General features: G+C 58.0%; 19 protein-coding genes. 5 read left to right on the forward strand and 14 right to left on the reverse strand.

What is annotated here, in order from left to right:
- Positions 1-41: 41 nt before the first annotated feature.
- On the forward strand, positions 42-986 hold the full coding sequence (locus tag ACTJKS_RS14790) for an alpha/beta hydrolase (protein WP_108183162.1): 945 nt from the start codon (positions 42-44) through the stop codon (positions 984-986).
- Here ACTJKS_RS14790 and ACTJKS_RS14795 read toward each other — a convergent pair.
- The gene (locus ACTJKS_RS14795) at positions 983-2,794 is read right to left on the reverse strand and encodes an ABC transporter ATP-binding protein (RefSeq protein WP_108183163.1); all 1,812 of its coding nucleotides are present in this window, start codon (positions 2,792-2,794) and stop codon (positions 983-985) included. The two genes, ACTJKS_RS14790 and ACTJKS_RS14795, sit on opposite strands and share 4 nt — an antisense overlap.
- Before the next feature lie 203 nt (positions 2,795-2,997).
- On the opposite strand from ACTJKS_RS14795, the gene ACTJKS_RS14800 reads away from it, so the two are divergent.
- Positions 2,998-3,411 carry a VOC family protein gene (locus tag ACTJKS_RS14800; RefSeq protein WP_108183164.1) on the forward strand — a complete coding sequence of 138 codons (414 nt, stop codon included), beginning with the start codon at positions 2,998-3,000 and terminating at the stop codon, positions 3,409-3,411.
- A 56-nt stretch (positions 3,412-3,467) separates the two neighbouring features.
- Here the strand turns inward: ACTJKS_RS14800 and ACTJKS_RS14805 are convergent, their stop codons facing one another.
- Entirely contained in the window at positions 3,468-3,797 is a 330-nt protein-coding gene (locus ACTJKS_RS14805; protein ID WP_007961262.1) for a hypothetical protein, read from the reverse strand.
- Positions 3,798-3,963: 166 nt separating this feature from the next.
- Here ACTJKS_RS14805 and ACTJKS_RS14810 point away from each other — a divergent pair, with 166 nt between their 5' ends.
- From ACTJKS_RS14810 to ACTJKS_RS14820, 3 genes are all read left to right on the forward strand, one after another.
- Positions 3,964-4,239, forward strand: coding sequence for a hypothetical protein (locus ACTJKS_RS14810; RefSeq protein WP_041066175.1), 276 nt, complete (start codon positions 3,964-3,966; stop codon positions 4,237-4,239).
- A 70-nt stretch (positions 4,240-4,309) separates the two neighbouring features.
- Positions 4,310-4,513, forward strand: a complete 204-nt coding sequence (locus ACTJKS_RS14815) for a hypothetical protein (RefSeq protein WP_041066334.1) — start codon at positions 4,310-4,312, stop codon at positions 4,511-4,513.
- Between the two features lie 396 nt (positions 4,514-4,909).
- Positions 4,910-5,266, forward strand: coding sequence for a hypothetical protein (locus tag ACTJKS_RS14820; protein ID WP_440828840.1), 357 nt, complete (start codon positions 4,910-4,912; stop codon positions 5,264-5,266).
- Between the two features lie 22 nt (positions 5,267-5,288).
- On the opposite strand, the gene ACTJKS_RS14825 is transcribed toward ACTJKS_RS14820, so the two are convergent.
- From ACTJKS_RS14825 to ACTJKS_RS14880, 12 genes are all read right to left on the reverse strand, one after another.
- Entirely contained in the window at positions 5,289-6,467 is a 1,179-nt protein-coding gene (locus ACTJKS_RS14825) for an acyltransferase family protein (RefSeq protein ID WP_440828841.1), read from the reverse strand.
- 68 nt (positions 6,468-6,535) lie between these two features.
- Positions 6,536-7,048, reverse strand: a complete 513-nt coding sequence (locus ACTJKS_RS14830) for a DUF2514 family protein (RefSeq protein WP_440828842.1) — start codon at positions 7,046-7,048, stop codon at positions 6,536-6,538.
- Positions 7,045-7,593, reverse strand: coding sequence for a glycoside hydrolase family 19 protein (locus ACTJKS_RS14835; protein WP_440828843.1), 549 nt, complete (start codon positions 7,591-7,593; stop codon positions 7,045-7,047). The genes ACTJKS_RS14830 and ACTJKS_RS14835 overlap by 4 nt, the downstream gene beginning before the upstream one ends.
- A gap of 31 nt (positions 7,594-7,624) precedes the next feature.
- Entirely contained in the window at positions 7,625-7,798 is a 174-nt protein-coding gene (locus ACTJKS_RS14840; RefSeq protein WP_440828844.1) for a hypothetical protein, read from the reverse strand.
- A 1-nt stretch (position 7,799) separates the two neighbouring features.
- Positions 7,800-8,690, reverse strand: coding sequence for a gp53-like domain-containing protein (locus tag ACTJKS_RS14845; RefSeq protein ID WP_440828845.1), 891 nt, complete (start codon positions 8,688-8,690; stop codon positions 7,800-7,802).
- Between the two features lie 3 nt (positions 8,691-8,693).
- Entirely contained in the window at positions 8,694-9,299 is a 606-nt protein-coding gene (locus ACTJKS_RS14850; protein WP_440828846.1) for a YmfQ family protein, read from the reverse strand.
- On the reverse strand, positions 9,290-10,327 hold the full coding sequence (locus tag ACTJKS_RS14855) for a baseplate J/gp47 family protein (RefSeq protein ID WP_440828847.1): 1,038 nt from the start codon (positions 10,325-10,327) through the stop codon (positions 9,290-9,292). The genes ACTJKS_RS14850 and ACTJKS_RS14855 overlap by 10 nt, the downstream gene beginning before the upstream one ends.
- Positions 10,317-10,715, reverse strand: coding sequence for a phage GP46 family protein (locus ACTJKS_RS14860; protein WP_440828848.1), 399 nt, complete (start codon positions 10,713-10,715; stop codon positions 10,317-10,319). Before ACTJKS_RS14860 ends, ACTJKS_RS14855 begins: the two co-directional genes overlap by 11 nt.
- Positions 10,715-11,221 (reverse strand): phage baseplate assembly protein V, encoded by a 507-nt coding sequence (locus ACTJKS_RS14865; RefSeq protein ID WP_440828849.1) that lies wholly within the window; start codon positions 11,219-11,221, stop codon positions 10,715-10,717. The genes ACTJKS_RS14860 and ACTJKS_RS14865 overlap by 1 nt, the downstream gene beginning before the upstream one ends.
- Complete coding sequence (locus tag ACTJKS_RS14870; RefSeq protein ID WP_440828850.1) at positions 11,218-12,330, reverse strand: phage baseplate assembly protein; 1,113 nt, start codon at positions 12,328-12,330, stop codon at positions 11,218-11,220. Before ACTJKS_RS14870 ends, ACTJKS_RS14865 begins: the two co-directional genes overlap by 4 nt.
- 3 nt (positions 12,331-12,333) lie before the next feature.
- Positions 12,334-13,566, reverse strand: coding sequence for a DNA circularization protein (locus ACTJKS_RS14875; RefSeq protein WP_440828851.1), 1,233 nt, complete (start codon positions 13,564-13,566; stop codon positions 12,334-12,336).
- A gap of 24 nt (positions 13,567-13,590) precedes the next feature.
- On the reverse strand, positions 13,591-15,663 hold the full coding sequence (locus ACTJKS_RS14880; protein WP_440828852.1) for a phage tail tape measure protein: 2,073 nt from the start codon (positions 15,661-15,663) through the stop codon (positions 13,591-13,593).
- Positions 15,664-15,710 lie beyond the last annotated feature (47 nt).

The raw sequence follows: 15,710 nt of genomic DNA on the forward strand, positions 1-15,710 counted from the left end.
GGTAAAAAGCCTTCTTTGTCTACGCCGTGGTGAACCGTTTAATGTTCCTGTCCTTCATGACCCGTTTGCGTCGCCGCCGTCTGGCGTTCGCCTGCATGGCTGCGCTGATCATTGGCGTGCCGACGAGTTGTGCGGTGCTCGAACACACCGAGCGCAAACTGCTGTTTCGCATCGAACCGGGCACGGCCGGCTGGTATCACGGCCTGCCGGGCAGCGTACAGGAGCTCGACCTGCAGCCCAGGAGTTTCAGGGCCGGGGAGAATATTCATGCCTGGTGGTGGCCGGCGGAAAAAGCCAATGCACCGGCCATTCTCTATCTGCATGGCGTGCGCTGGAACCTCACCGGGCAGTTGTTCCGCATCGAACAATTGCGCGCGGCCGGCTACTCGGTACTGGCCATCGACTATCGTGGTTTCGGCCAGAGCAAGGGCGATCTGCCTTCGGAAAGCAGCGTGTACGAAGATGCCCGTGTGGCGTGGGAACGTTTCAAACTGCTGCAGCCAGACCCGAATAAACGCCTGATTTACGGTCACTCGCTAGGCGGTGCCGTGGCCATTGATCTGGCGGCAGAGCTCGGCCAGGACGCCACGCGGGACCATACACCGCTACCGGTCAAGGGGCTGGTGATCGAGTCGACTTTCACCTCGCTCGCCGACGTGGCCGCCGCTGTGGCCAATACCTCGCTGCCGGTGCGCTGGCTGCTGTCGCAGAAATTCGACTCCATCGACAAGATCGCCGAGATTCATATGCCACTGTTGGTGGTGCACGGCATGGCCGACGCGTTCGTGCCGCCACGCTTCAGCGAACAACTGTTCAACGCCGCCCGACAACCGAAACGACTGCTGCTGGTGCCAGGCGCGACCCACAACAACAGCATGGCGCTGGGCGGACAGAATTATCGCAAGGCGATCGATGCGCTGATGCAGTCCAGACCCGCGCCGCGCGTGGCCGGGCCGGCAGTGGCCCGCAACGCGCAAGATTCCTAGCGATAGCCGCGAGCCTGCAGATCGAACAGCTTGGCGTAGCGTCCATTGGCGGCAATCAGGCTGTCGTGACCGCCCTGCTCCAGTATCCGTCCGGCCTCCAGCACAATGATCTGATCGGCGTTGCGCACACTGGAAAAACGATGGGAAATCAGCAGGGTCATGCGACCTTCGGTGTGCTGGCTGAAATGCTCGAACACTGCCGCTTCCGCTGCCGGATCCAGGGCCGAGGTCGGCTCGTCGAGAATCAGGATATCCGCATCGCGGCGCATGTAGGCCCGGGACAAGGCAATCTTCTGCCATTGCCCACCGGACAACTCCTGACCGCCAGCAAACCAGCGGCCCAACTGTGTGGCGTAGCCGCGGTCGAGCCCATCAATGAACGGCGCAGCCATTCCTTCGGTAGCCGCAGCCTGCCAGCGCGATTCATCATTGAACGCCGAGGTATCCCCCACGCCGATGTTTTCGCCCACGGTGAACTGATAGCGGATGTAGTCCTGAAAAATCACGCCGATGCGCCGGCGCAAAGTGGTCTCTTCCCAGTCCTGCAAGTCACTGCCATCAAGCAGGATGCGCCCTTGATCCGGCCGATACAGGCGGGTCAGCAGTTTGATCAGGGTGGTCTTGCCTGAACCGTTCTCTCCCACCAGCGCCACGCTCCTGCCCGGCACCAGGTGCAGGTCGATGCCTTCCAGTGCCGCGCGATTGGCGCCCGGATAACGAAAACCAACGTTTTCAAAGCGCAGGCCATCACCCGGGTGCGCGCCGACGGTGAGATGACCGGAATCGGCCAGCACCGGTTCAGCCAGGTATTCGTAAAGGTTCGACAGGTACAAACCGTCTTCGTACAAACCGCTGATTGCGCTCAGACTGCTACTGACCGCGCTTTGCCCCTGCTTGAACAACACCAGGTACATGGTCATTTGGCCGAGACTGATATTGCCGTGCACGGCATCGATCACCACCCACGCATAAGCCAGGTAGAACGCTCCGGTGCCGAGCAAGCCGAGACCAAACCCCCAGCCATCGCGACGCAAGGTCAGGCGCCGATCCTCGGCATAGAGCTTGGCGAACGTGTCCCGATAACGCTGCAGCAGCAACGGCGCAAAGCCGAACAACTTGACCTCTTTGATATAGGCCTCGTGGGACAACAAGGTTTCGATGTAATTTTGCTGCCGACTTTCCGGGGCCCGGCGGGTAAACAAGCGGAAAGCATCGCCGGAAAAATGTGCCTCGGCAAAGAACACCGGCAACGCGCCGATCACCAGCAACAGCAGTGCCCACGGCGAAAAGTGCACCAGCAGCACACCAAAGCTGATCAGCATGATCAGGTTCTGGATCAGTCCCAGCGACTTCATCACCAACGCCAGCGGTCGAGTCGAGGCTTCACGGCGTACGCGCACCAGCTTGTCATAGAACTCGGAGTTCTCGAACTGCACCAGCGACAGGGTCTGGGCCTTTTCCAGAATCAGCGTGTTGACCTTCTGCCCCAACTGCACCCGTAGTAGCGACTGCTGGACCGACAATGCCCGTTGCGTGCCGGACAATAACGCCAATACCCCCGCTTCCAACAGGACATAACGCAACACCGGCCACAGCGGGGCATCGCCCTGCTGCGCGTGCAACTGCATCGCGGTCACCACCGCATCGACAATACGCTGCCCCAGCCACGCGGCCAGCGCCGGCAGCACACCGGCAATCAGGGTCGCCAGCACCAGCCCCAGAAACAACCCGCGTGATGTCGCCCAAACCAATAGCAAAGCGCGCCGGGCCTGATCGAACAGGTTGTTGAAGCGGGAAATCAAAGGCATGGCAAATCAAGCTCGACAGGTCGTACAGGGTGTCATGGTACTCCGCAGGGTTTATCCGTGCTGAAGCGCGGTGTTTTCAGAAGAAAAACATCTGGAAAAACTCCGGACGTTACGACGCCCAATGCTCTGCTATGTTTTTAACCGCCTTTCGCGGAACCTGGCGAAAATCGCCTCTCTCCGCGCCTACTGCCAGGAGCGCAACCATGCGAATCAATCCCTATCTGATCTTCAACGGCAACTGCCGCGAAGCCTTCACTTTTTACGAACAAGCCTTGCAGGGCAAACTCGAAGCGATGATGACTTTCGGCGAAACACCCGCCGCCGAACACGTACCGAAAGAGCACCACAACCTGGTCATCCACACCTGCCTGAAAGTCGGCGACCAGATGATCATGGCCTCCGACACCACGCCCGACCGCCCAACCGGCGGCATGAGCGGTTGCTCGATCTCCCTCAACGTCGACAGCATCGCCGAAGCCGAGCGAGTGTTTGATGCGCTGGCCAAGGACGGGCGCGTCGACATGCCGCTCGAGGCGACGTTCTGGGCCGCCCGTTTCGGCATGCTGGTCGATCGCTTTGGGGTCTCCTGGATGGTCAATTGCGAGAGCGACAAGTGACGCTGACGTATCGTCAGGCATGAAAAGCCCAACCGTTTCAGGTTGGGCTTTGGGGTTTATCGCTGGGCCAGCTCATGCCGCACGCATTGTTCGTAATAGGTCTGCTTGACTGCCGCCGGCTTGAGCTTCGAAGTGCTGTTGTAGGTCTGCTCGGTAATGCCCATCGCCGTCATGCGCATCCACGGTTGCTGGAACTTGCGCACCTGCAACTGCTTGCGCGCGCCATACAACGAGATCCCCGAGAGCTTCGACTGTTGCGCCCCGGCAGCGATGTCCGAGCCCCAGGTACAGGCAAAACGATGACTCTTGCTCAACTCCCTCGCTTCAATGGCCGAAGCAAAGGCAGCCAGGGAAAGCGTTGCAACGGTTATGACAATCGTCCGCATATAGCCAACCTAACCTTTTGAAAAAAGGCGAGTTTGCCGGGGAAGCTCAGACCTGGGGGCCAGCAAATTGCCGCATGCGCGCAAAGCCAGCCGTTCGTCCAATGAGCAGCACCTTGGCGCGCCTGGTGCCTCCAATGCGGTACACCCCTCACCCAAGGCCGGAAAAATGGACAACAAGATTGCAACCCTGATGCTTGCAAGCCTGATGCTGGCTGGCTCTGCCTTGACATTGGCAACCGAGAAAGCAGGATCGGCCGCACCGCCCACGGCCATCCCAGGCGTCAATCAATCCAGCAACACATCTGAATCAAACGAAGAAAAAGCCAACAAGAAAGGTGAAGAAGCCTCAGGTTCGAACTCGGGCGCAGAATCGAATGAAACCGAGAAAGACGCGGCAACTTCCAGCGACTCGGAAGATATTCAGCGCAAGCCCAAGCAGTAACCACTGGATTGACCGACAACGAACGCCGATCATGCTGGGCATCGCCAATCCCCTGCAGATGAATGAAAGTATGCCCAGCAAAGAAGCGCAAACCCAGGCACCCGCGACCGCCGCTGACATCGAACGCTCGATCCAGGCCCTGAACAAAATGGCGGAACGTTTATGGGGCGATGGCCGAGAGGCAGAGGCAAAGGCGCTTCTGGATGCACTGGATGCATTGAACCGGGCCCTGGACCGAATCAGGATTGGTGAGAGCCGTAGGGTTCTGCACTGAGGCGTGGCTTTTTGGCTGCGCACAGCATAGTCGTCCCGCAAAACTCACGCGCATGAAAAAGGCCAATGTCATCAACATTGGCCTAAGTCATTGAAATATATGGTCGGGACGGAGTGATTCGAACACTCGACCCCTAGCACCCCATGCTGGGGAGTGAAGAATCGCAACCTATTGATATTAAAGGAATATAGCCCGTAACTACGATTGCAAAACATCAATTTTTTTGTGCTTATGCAAACGAAAACACGCGGCCTCCAAGGGAGGTTTTGCGCACCCATCACCGGCGTCCTGCCGACCGAACACCAATCCAAAATCCTACAGCTCGTCGCCTCACCCTCGCCCACCCGGCACGCCTCGATTACTGTATATCTAAACAGTATCAAGTAAGGCGCACCCGTGGATCCCCTCTATATAGAAGACACCGACGACTGGCTCGGCTGCCCGACGCCGCTCGAAACCTGCCGGCAGCAGCTCGCGCTCTATGAAAATGAGTTTGAGGAATTGAACCTGCAGCTGCGCCAGGCCAGGGAACAGATATTTAAGCTAGTTGAGATGAACACTGAAATCGGAAACGACCGCGACACATTCCGGAAGCAATTGCTGGCAGCCCAGGCCAATGTGAATCGCCTTCAGTCTCAAACTACCGTGCTTTCGAGCCAGCTTCGCGTGCTCAATGACATCAAGTATCAGAACACGCACCTATTCCAGGAGAATCAGCGCCTACTAAGGGAGGCGCAGGAGCGCGAGAGCTGATCGCCTTCACGCAAGCCGTCCGTCATGCGATATCGGTAGCTGTTTTTTGTTCTGCTGCGCGGATTCTCTGTCTTTTAACCAGATATCGACCGAAGCGATGAGTAGGCCCCTCAACAGCGCGATAGAACAATTCGGCGATCACTAGCGCCGCCGGTATCGCAATCAGCGCAATCGTGCTGTGTGGCAGATATTGAAACAGCGAATACTCTGCCACCAGCAAAATCGGAACGTGCACCAGGTAGAGACTGTAGGAAACACGACCAAGCCACTGAACCGGAGCAGTTGTCAGGAACTGGCGCGGCAAACCTGCAGAAACCGACGCGACAATAATCAGCGCCGCGCCTACACCTTTCATCAGCTCAGCCTGAGCTGCCCAGTTGGTGAACCAAATCCACAGACCTACGATTATCATAAGCACCGACACATCACCACCGCCCAGTGATGACAGGCGGATCAACACATCTCGGTAGTAGGCTAGGACAGCGCCCATCAGGAAAAAGGCCGCGTAATAAAAGGTGAGGTGCGGACGGCCGAGCATAGCGGCTTCTGATGGATTGGCTGCGGCAACAGCTTGACTGACAGCCAGCGCCACCCATAAGCCAGCAGCAACAGCGACAACACCAGCCATTCTCCAGCGTATTACCGGGAAAACCAGTAGCGGAAACAGAAGGGAAACTCGCATCTCCCAAACCAGTGACCACGTCGGGTTGTTGATCCAGGTGCTGAAGTCATTCCCCAGCATAAGCAGCATGCTCGGGATATCCAGCCAATAATAGTTGTTGGCCCAGGCGTAGAGGTTTACCCACTCGCTGGCGCCAGGAATCTTTGCGCCGCCGATCGTAACAGCCAAGATCAGCGAAATAATCATCGCTGCGAGGTATGGCAGATATATCCGGCAAAATCGGGAAATCAGATAGCTGCCATACGAAAGCTGTCGACCATTTGTCCACGGCAATGTCAGCACAAACCCACTGAGAACGAAGAATAGGATTACCGCATTATCACCACCCCACAGAAGGCGAATAGGCGAGTCGGCAATCAGCGTTTCTATTTGGCTTCGCTGCCCATCATGCGGGCCGTAGTGAAGCGCCCAGAAAAAAGGCTGCATAAGCATGGCGTGGGCGAAAACCACCACCAGGGCGGCGATCCCTCGCAAACCATCAAGCGATTCATATCGGCTTTCTTGTATCTGATTCAACATCTTTTCGCGCCCATCATGTCTATTCCCTTAAAAAGTTTGGCGCTTATACCATGCTCATAATTTTCAACCTACTGAGAAATCGCTGAAAATGACCGCTCGCATGTCAATCCGCGGGCGTGGCTTTGGTCAGCATATCCTGCCAAATCGCCCGCTCTTTCATCAGCGCGCTTGAGCACGTCGGCAAGCACCAAGACGGCACGGGAAGCTGCTGCGCTTGAGGCGGCAGTGCAGGAATTAACGCCGTCCTGACTGGCTGCGAGTCGAGCGGCAAGCTTGTCGGCTTCGAGCTGCACCCCGTTACGAGAAGCACGCTCAGCAGCAGCGTCAGCAGTGAGTTGATCAATCGTGCGTTGCCCATCTTGTACCGCCTTGTCGATTGCGTGTTGATAGGACTGCTCGCGCACCCTTGCGGCAGACTCGTTTGCGGCCCGGGCTGCCTCGTCGCGGGTGTCACGCTCAGCCCACTGAGCCTGCCACTTGTCGTCGGTGACACTCACGCCATGGTGATAAGCGCCGAACAGCAAACCAACGAAAAGCAGCACTGCCCCAACATAAGGAAGGATTCGCAGCCAGATGCTCATTCCAGCACCTGCAATGCTTTCTCATAGAAAGCTTGACGCTCAGCGGCACCATTCGGAGTTCGACCGCGCCGGCCGGTGTTGATAATGCTGCCGATATTCGCGTTGTCGCCGGCGTCGGCCAACGTGTTCAGACCGTGCGTGGCCCACCACCAGGCTGCCGACATCGCCGCATGCTGCGGCAGCTCCAGCAGCTCCGGATGGTTGATCAGGTCCAGGCCCAATGCCTCGCCGCAGGCTGCATAGTTCGCCCGGCCGGTGATTTGGATCAGTCCCCGGCCGCAGAACTTCCTGCCATCACCCGCCACGATGTTGCCCAGGTCCTTGCGGCCCTCGTACCCGCGCTGAGCATCGGTAGGCCCCCAGATCTCACGAACCCACCGCAACTGACCGGACTCGTGACCGGTCTGCGCGATGAACGCGGCGCCGCGCTTGCTTCCGATGATTTGGTACCGCTGCATTGCCGTATTTAGAACTGGCACAAAAAAGCCGGCTCTTTGGCCGGCTCTCGGAAGAATCAGCATTAATTGTTTTTCGGTGATTGGCATATGCCCTCCGATCATTTTTCTTATGTACAAATCAACCGACATCTGAAGAAAGAACCGGCACACCGTCCGCGCCTTGAATAATCCGGTATCCAATAGCCTGACCAGACATCAGCCCATCGTGTTCTTCTTCAGAAATTTTCACTCCACCATTGTCATCAAGTGAAAAAAAGAATCTTTCATCAACGTCATTCCACAGCGCAAACATCTTAAACCCCCTTCGCTATATAATTGCAAACCGTACTTGAAAGATTGCAGTGCCCGTTAAACCCAGACCCTGACCCTGAGTCAAACCAGGCAGAAACGGATGTTGTGGATGCACTATTTGGCGTAATCACAAGCGAATGAAGTGTCGTAAATGCATATGGAAATGTAACAGACGTCGGCCCCCCCGCGGTCGAGCTTGAAGTGAATGTACCCCGACACTCAATCAGCCCTCCTGGGAGCCGCTGAAACCCGCTTGGACTGCTCGAAGACGAAAAGACACTCGAATATGCGAGTTGCCTTGTGCCGCCAAACGCGATCCATCCGATTGCTGGATTGGCGACAAGATACAAACTATCCCCTTCGCCAATGGTGAAGGTTGTAACAGAGGTGCTTTTAACTAAAATATTGTCAGTACCAGCACGATTAATAGTTACAGTGCCAGGATTGCTGGACCAAAGATAAAGAACCGCACCAGTTGTCAGAGTGGACACTGACGGCAAAGTAATAGTGTAATTACTAGTACCTGCCAGCCAAATATTTTGGCCCGCATAGCCAGCATTCAAAACCGTAGAACTACTTAGAACCTGACTATATGCAAAATTTCCTAGAGCTCTCTGCACAAACTCTGTTGTCGCCGCATTCTTGCCGTTGTCGAATTGTGGCGGCGTCGTCAGATTTGTTTGCCGAATTGTTCGGATCGCCTGGAGCAGCTGGCTCAGATCAGCCTCTGCCGCTGCCAAGCCACCTGCCGCAATCACATTCAAAATTTCGGTCGTGACCGCGTTACCCCATGCGGCAGGAATCAACGAGCCCGCGGCGCCAGTTGCAAGGTTTTCATCAACAAACTTGCCTCCGACCAAACCGACGTTCGGTACGCTTTTCGGATAGTCCATCTATTAGCTCTCCCCATACTTGATAAATTCCAATGTGTGCGCAGGCGCCGCCCGGTGAATCACACACTCCAAAGCACCACTTGAGTTTGATCCGAAGCGACTGCCCCAGAAGCTTGCGCCGAACCGTCGCCCGAGCTTTAGCCGAGGCCCCGTATTGAGAATCCACATAAACTGAGCGCTCCATGTCCCAAAGTTCGCTGCCCCAAAACGAGACTGGCCGAAACGTGGTGCTCGGCGCTCCGTGATTGTTGGGTTGGAGTACCCCAGCCCCACGGCGATCTCAATGAAGAAGGCCCTGCTCTGCCCGCCTACCTCCACGAGTCTGCGGCGAACCGCGAGTCTGCGATCCTCGAAAGCCGGATTCAGGCCAAGGCAGGCATCCGGGAGTCCCATCACAGCCTCCCAGTCAGGGACCAGCTCACTTACGCCGCCCGGATCTACCTCATTCAAGAGATCTACAGCCCGCGCATCGAGGCGCGCAAACTCGGCCGATACGCCCGTCAGCACCGCGTCGATTTCTGGAACTCTTTCGGGATCCCATGCAGGACCAGCAGGAAGTAGCCCTCTGAGTTGTTGGTAATACTCATCCGCCGTTCGCGCTATACCCACGTGATACCCCCAAATGTAAGTAGCTCACCGGCCACAGCGGTGACATCGGCGGTCGGAGTTAGAAGGCTGTGGTCGAACTCACCAGGTGCCCCACTGATCGCTTCTCGGATGTGCGTCAACAAAAGGGTATCGCCAAGCCCTGCTTCCCGGTCATGCAAGTCAATCAACGCAGCCTGGATGGCCGCCCTGACCGTTGACGTATCTGGCACGACATGGATTGTGTAAGGAACCAGCTTCTTGGTGGGTGCCAGCACGTGCAGTTCTGCCGTTACAGGTCGAAGCGGCTCGATGTACGCGAGGACTTCGGCCAGTTGGGTAGGGTTCGGAATGGGTACGGGATCGTTATCTCGCATTACGAATAATCCAACGGTCCCGGGCCCCACATAGTTACGACGGCACCAAGCCCGCGTGATGCCGGGAACCTCAAGCGCCCATGTTTCATAGTCATCGGCATTCCCACCATGCGGGATCACTCGATAAGAGCGGATCACACGTGAACGCAGTGACTCCACACTTTCTTGGGCAACGCCACCTGACAGCCCCGGGGCAATGACGACGAACGCATTGGTTACGCCCGCCACCGGTTGCACCAAAGTCAATGCCAGTCCAGCGTCTGCGTTCCCTAATTGCCCAGCAACCACTGCTTCAATGGTTGCAGCGTTCACGCCGGCGACTGCTGTGACACTGGACGTCACTCGATACATGCGACCGTCACCGGCCTGCAACACCACATCGACATCAAGTACAGCGCCGGCAGCAGCGCTGAAAGATACCTGCCCCTTTGCAGGCTGAGCCGTCTTCCTTGGCTGGTTCAAACGAAGTGCAGCGATCCGCTCCAGCGTTTCTTCGTCGGCCTTATCCGGCAAGATCTGATCAACAATCCAGTTGAGGTATCCGTACAGCCCATAGGCAGTGCCACTCAACGTTCGTGCCAGCACCTGCGCATCGGAACGCCGCAGCGCTTCGTTGGCCAGATCGCTTTGCGTGCGGCTGATGAGCACCGGCAGTGAAGGTGTTTCAAACGGCATAGATCACCTGCCAGGAAGAGATGGGTTTGATTTCGACGCGGTCGCCGCCGGGAACCGTGAGGATGACCGTCAGGTTCAGCCGGCTGATGTCGGCTTTCTGACTGGTGATCTCGATCGCTATCGCGTGCCCGTCGTCCAGAAGCCAGCGCAGGGCTTCGTTCGCGTAGAACTCCGCATCGCGCTGCGTGGCGTCAGTCAGCTTGACCCGCCGTAACAGCCACAGGCGCGAACCAATACGATCGTCGGCGATGTCCGGATAACTGTCGCCCCACCAGCCGAAAAGTTCTTCATCGTCCACGTGGTCATCGGTCAGCGCGCGTCGCCAGGTAAACAGACTGATCAGCACCGCGCGGGTCAGTGCTGATTCACGATCATCAGATAAGATCATCAGGCCCCCGCTGCGGGAGGCCCGCTATTGCCGCTGCCCGCCTGGACATTGGTATGGACGTGCTCGATCTGGCTGATGCCGCCGGCGACTTGGTCACCAGTGGAGACGATCTGCCCGGTCTGGTTGATGACCGGCGTATCAAAATTTACCGCGGTCGTTGCCTTGATGTTTAACGTGGCGGTTTCGATATCGATGATCCGGCCGCGCTTGAAGTGGATCTTGTCGCCTTCATCCGTGTAGATGGCCACCTCGCCCGGCTTCAGCTCCTTGATCCGGTACCGGCGATCTGACGCAACCACGACCACCGCATGAGACCGATCACCGCCGAGGAACATTGTCACAACCTCGGCGCCCGACAACGGATTACTAGTCAGGCCGTATGGCTCGAAGTGCTCCACGTTGTCCTTCAGCTCGCCGGCTGTCAGCCTCACCTGCAGCGTCTGCATCATCTTCCCGGCCGCCGCCAGCACAACCGTGCCGCGCGCCATCATGCTTTTCAGGCTCATTTTTTCGGCTCGTAGTCTGCGGGGATGAGGTATTCGAAGTTGTCGGCCTTGCCGCCCTTCTTCAACTTGCGGTCTTTGTGCGGGTCGTGAGGTTCTGGCTCGAAGCCGTCCGGCGGACCGACCTCCAACTTGGTGATCTGCCCGCTGTCGGTGAGCGTGTAAGTCACGCGGGCGATGAGCATGATGCGATCGAAGCCCACTATTGGATCAATGACCCGCACCAGCGAGTTGTGCTTCCACAGCGCGCCGTTTGATTGCCGCCAGCCCTGCACGGTGTAATTTGTGGTGAGGGCTTTACCCATGCGCGTGCCGCGCTCCCAGTTCGCCCGGGCCTGCGCCAGCTCGTTGGTCATCTGGCCGGATTCCTGAATGATCATGACCCGCTTGCGACCAACGCGCGGATCCGCCACCAACGCCGACACTTCGGCCGCCTGCTCGCCGAACTCGTCGTCGGTACCGCTCTTCTGGCCGAGCACCTGGTATTCGGAAAACACGGCCGAGAAGTCCAGCGCGGCATCACCCGTCAGGATGTTGTTGCCGACTTCCAGAGCATCGAACGCCCGAACCTCACTGCCGGGCTTGGCCAGGACGGCCATGCCCTTGGCGTCGTCGGTGGAGAAGACGCGGAACAGTGTCAGCAGGCGGTCGATGGACTCGAACACCGTTTCGCCGGGCTCGATGGTGTGGTCTGACAGCTTTGCCCCTTCCGGGATCTCGCTGCGGACCCGCACACCGTAAGGCGCCGCCAGCGCCTTGACGATCGAGAGGACGCTTTGGTTGTTCCACTGCCCCGGCTTATTGATCGCCGCACAGTCCACCAGATCGGCGGTGAGGGAGCGGCCGCTGACGCTGGTGGTGATTTGCTGATGGTCGTAGCTGATCGGTGTGGCGAACACCCAGCCAGTCAGCACGAGGTCGTCGCCGATCCTTACCTGGCATTTGGCGCCTTGCTTGATCGGCAAAGGCAATGGCTGGCCTGGCCACTTCCATGTGATGTTCAGGGTGAACGAGCGCGCCTGATCCTCAAGCCCTGCCGTGATTTCTACCGATTTCCAGCCGAAGTAATCCAGACCGTCAACCGTGAGGCTGACAGCATTGACGTCTTCCATGGGCTACCTCTGGGCGATTTTGATCGGGCGGGCTGGGACGAACCCGGGGTGTCGCAGGCGGTTGCGCTGGACCACTTCGGATTCACGAGTGGCATCGCCGAAGCGACGGTAGGCCAGAACCAACGCCGACAGCGTTTCAGGCGGCGTGATTTCCACCAGGCGCACGCCCGACTCCGCGACGGCGGTCAGGTGTTTAACGATCGTCTGTCGCAAGGTGTTGAGCACTATGTAGTGCTCGGGATCGGCCTTCAACGACGCCTGAAAGATTGCCTCGTTGAGGTTGTCGCGCAGTTCGATCACGTCGTCAGCCACCGGTACCTCTGGCCGCACGATCGGCTGCACGGCCTGCTGCTCGACCGAAGACACCGTGGCCGACGAAACCGGCTGAGATGCCACCGGCATTTCACTGATGATCAGGGCGACCTGAACCAGCAAAGCGTCCTGCACCAGGTTGGCAGTGGCTTGTGATGCCGCCGCCGCATCGACACCTCCCGAATCGCTGACGGTATTGATGCTGGCTACGGCCTCAGTTTGCTGCGTGGCGGTGGCCACTGAGTTCCGGTAGCTCGACCCGGAGTCATCACCCAGGTAATCGTCGACCGAAAACTCGCTGAAGTAGCTGGAGAACAGCGACGACAGTGAATCTGGCGCGTTCATCAACGACTGCACAAAACCGGTCAGGTTAGTGAAGGCACCGATGATGGTTGAGAACTGCTGCTGAATGACTGTGTACACGCTCGACAGGCTGTTGCGCAGGCGGGCCAACCCCAGACGGGCCTGATCCACCTTTGCCATCGCCGACTTGTACCGAGCCAGCGCGGAATCCAGCAGGCTGTCGGAGGCCTTCACCACCTGCTGCTGGGTATTGACCTTCGCTGTCGGAAACTTCAGCGGGATGTCCGGGTAAAACGTCACCGCGAATGCCGCCATGCCGCCTTGCTTGAAGTCGTGCGTCAGTTCGGCTTCACCGGCCTTGACCTGCATGCGCCCGAGCCAGGGATGCATCAGCTCACCAGCACCAGGGGTCTGCACGGCTTCCATGAATTTATCGCGGCGCTCGAAGCAGTCATCACCGATGATCCAGCAGACCAGCCGGTGAACCTGCGCCTGTTTGCCCATTTGCTCGGCATAGGGCTCGTCGCGCTGGGGAAACTCGTGCAACTGCACTTTCATTCCGACCGGCACCGAAGCCTGAGGGATCAAGAAACTGATCCCCCGGAACGACGCCGGCAGCATTTGATCACGCCATGTCTGATCCATTTATGGCCTCATCACACCCACGGTGCGGGTGCCTACATTGGGCTTGATGTTCAGCCCCGGCTGATTGGTTTGTGGCTTGTCGACCTGAAGTCCCGGTGGTGGATTCTCAAAACGCATCACCAGCTCGCCCTGCAGCTTTGGCTGACTGGCTGCCATGGCGTTCTGAACCAGTGCATCGCCTTGCGGTGACCAGCGCTCGCCCTCGGGTCGTGGCCGAAGCAATGTGCCGTCGCCGTTGCCTGCCCGCACCGGTGCCACCTGCATGGTCAGGTTGTTGACGGCATTGGTCGCGCTGTTCACTGCGCCATCCACGCCGGCATCTCCAACCATGCCGAAGGCGCCCATGATCGATTTCACCCACCCGCTGATCTTGTCCCAGGCATCCTTGAACCATTGCAGCGCTGGCTCCCAGTTCGCAATCAGGGCGCCGGCGGCCATGGCGATCAGGCTGGCGATCAGGACGAATGGGTTGGCTTTCGCCACAAGGTTGAATATCCGAGTTGCCACCGTGGCTGCGATAACCGCCCCGCGCACAACCGCAAGGGTGACGCTGAAGATCTTTCCGGCGACGTTTGCCGCCAACATCGCAACGCGCATCGCGAGGAAACCAGCGGCGGCGCCCATCAGGCTTTTGGCGAGAACAGGATTGGTTTGAGTGAACTTGTCCCAGGCCATCTGTGCGCGCTGGGCAACAGCCTTAATCAGGTTCCAGAGCGCCGAGAAAAACGGCGAAACTTTCTGCCAGTTGGCAATGAGTAAGCCGGCGGCCAACGCAAGTCCGCGAATGAGCAAGCCTACTGGAGACATTCTCGTCGCGGCGTCGAACAGCTTCATGGCTACTATGGCGCCCATGACCCCCAGTTTTAGAACACCGAAGGCCAGCCCTGCGCCGAGAACACCCTTGACCAACCCAGGGTTCGCAGCGGCGAACTGGCCGACCTGACTTACGATCGGACCCAACAGAGCCATAATGTCGTTGAGTGGTGGCAGCAGCACGTTGCCGATCTCAATGCCCAATCGGGTAACCCGGCTGCGCAGCAACTGCATCGCATTCGCCGTCGTCTTCGAGCGCTCGGTGTATTCCTTGGTCATGGACCCTGCGAAATCGCCGCTCACGCCAACATCCCCGAAGCTCTTTCTCAGGAGATCGAGGTTGGTGAGAAGCGGAGCGATTGCAGCAATCGATTCAGACCCGAATAACTGCGTCAACAGGCCAGCCTGTTTATCCGGTGCGACTTTCGACACACGCTCCAGGACATCGAGCATGGTTCCCTGGGCATCTTTCTGCATGCCCAAAGACACCTTCTTGACATCAAGCCTGAGCGACTTGAACGCCTGCGTTTGCTCTTTGGTAGCTGCCTTGCCTTTGGTGAGAGCAAGCATAAAGTTCTTCAAGCCGGTGGCCGCGACCTCGCTGGGCACACCGACGCCGGCGAGCGTGGCGCCCATAGCGGCAATTTGACCTGAGGCTAGACCGGCGATTTTTCCGAGCGGGCCGATACGGGTCACGATGTCGGCTATCTGCGCCGCAGAGGAAGGGCCGGTGTTGCTCAGATAGTTGATCTTGTCGGCCAACGCCACAACCTCAGGCTGGGTCAGCTTAAACGAGGTTCGCCACTTCGCCATCATGTCGCCTGACTGCTCGGCCGTTTGGTCGAAAGCGATCCCCATCTTCACCGCATCTTCAGCGAACTGCTTCAACTCACCTCGCGCAAAACCGGCCTGCCCCCCTGCCGCCACGATGGCGGCAATGCCGGTCGCTGCCATCGGCATTTTCTCAGACAGGTCGAGTACATCCTTGCTCATCTGCTGGAACTGTTCCGGCGTGTCGAAGTTGACCACCTTTTTCACATCAGCCATTGATGATTCGAAGTCAATCGCGGCCTTGGCACCAGCAATGAACGGGGCAGCAAACGCACCGCCCTGCAACACATCTTGAAAACTGATCTTGCCGAGCCCAGAGCTTTCCAACTGTTTGCGAAAGCCCGCAACATTTTTCCGGATGCCGCCCAGCATCGGCGACAGCTTGTCGACGCCGGTGATCAACGCCTTTAGCTGGAATTTATCCGCCATCACTGCACCTGCTGGAGTTTATTGATTCGTTGCGCGTGCTCCATGGA

The organism is Pseudomonas sp. 22189, from assembly GCF_052045635.1.
Taxonomy (GTDB): Bacteria; Pseudomonadota; Gammaproteobacteria; order Pseudomonadales; family Pseudomonadaceae; genus Aquipseudomonas; species Aquipseudomonas parakoreensis.

Coding starts and splice junctions, on each gene's coding strand:
- ACTJKS_RS14880 (WP_440828852.1), bottom strand. CDS start 15,663: ATGGCGGATAAATTCCAGCTAAAGGCGTTGATCACCGGCGTCGACAAG.
- ACTJKS_RS14830 (WP_440828842.1), bottom strand. CDS start 7,048: ATGAGCATCTGGCTGCGAATCCTTCCTTATGTTGGGGCAGTGCTGCTT.
- ACTJKS_RS14870 (WP_440828850.1), bottom strand. CDS start 12,330: ATGGAAGACGTCAATGCTGTCAGCCTCACGGTTGACGGTCTGGATTAC.
- ACTJKS_RS14790 (WP_108183162.1), top strand. CDS start 42: ATGTTCCTGTCCTTCATGACCCGTTTGCGTCGCCGCCGTCTGGCGTTC.
- ACTJKS_RS14805 (WP_007961262.1), bottom strand. CDS start 3,797: ATGCGGACGATTGTCATAACCGTTGCAACGCTTTCCCTGGCTGCCTTT.
- ACTJKS_RS14855 (WP_440828847.1), bottom strand. CDS start 10,327: ATGCCGTTTGAAACACCTTCACTGCCGGTGCTCATCAGCCGCACGCAA.
- ACTJKS_RS14840 (WP_440828844.1), bottom strand. CDS start 7,798: ATGTTTGCGCTGTGGAATGACGTTGATGAAAGATTCTTTTTTTCACTT.
- ACTJKS_RS14795 (WP_108183163.1), bottom strand. CDS start 2,794: ATGCCTTTGATTTCCCGCTTCAACAACCTGTTCGATCAGGCCCGGCGC.
- ACTJKS_RS14815 (WP_041066334.1), top strand. CDS start 4,310: ATGCCCAGCAAAGAAGCGCAAACCCAGGCACCCGCGACCGCCGCTGAC.
- ACTJKS_RS14810 (WP_041066175.1), top strand. CDS start 3,964: ATGGACAACAAGATTGCAACCCTGATGCTTGCAAGCCTGATGCTGGCT.
- ACTJKS_RS14875 (WP_440828851.1), bottom strand. CDS start 13,566: ATGCTGCCGGCGTCGTTCCGGGGGATCAGTTTCTTGATCCCTCAGGCT.
- ACTJKS_RS14865 (WP_440828849.1), bottom strand. CDS start 11,221: ATGAGCCTGAAAAGCATGATGGCGCGCGGCACGGTTGTGCTGGCGGCG.
- ACTJKS_RS14825 (WP_440828841.1), bottom strand. CDS start 6,467: ATGTTGAATCAGATACAAGAAAGCCGATATGAATCGCTTGATGGTTTG.
- ACTJKS_RS14800 (WP_108183164.1), top strand. CDS start 2,998: ATGCGAATCAATCCCTATCTGATCTTCAACGGCAACTGCCGCGAAGCC.
- ACTJKS_RS14860 (WP_440828848.1), bottom strand. CDS start 10,715: ATGATCTTATCTGATGATCGTGAATCAGCACTGACCCGCGCGGTGCTG.
- ACTJKS_RS14835 (WP_440828843.1), bottom strand. CDS start 7,593: ATGCCAATCACCGAAAAACAATTAATGCTGATTCTTCCGAGAGCCGGC.
- ACTJKS_RS14845 (WP_440828845.1), bottom strand. CDS start 8,690: ATGGACTATCCGAAAAGCGTACCGAACGTCGGTTTGGTCGGAGGCAAG.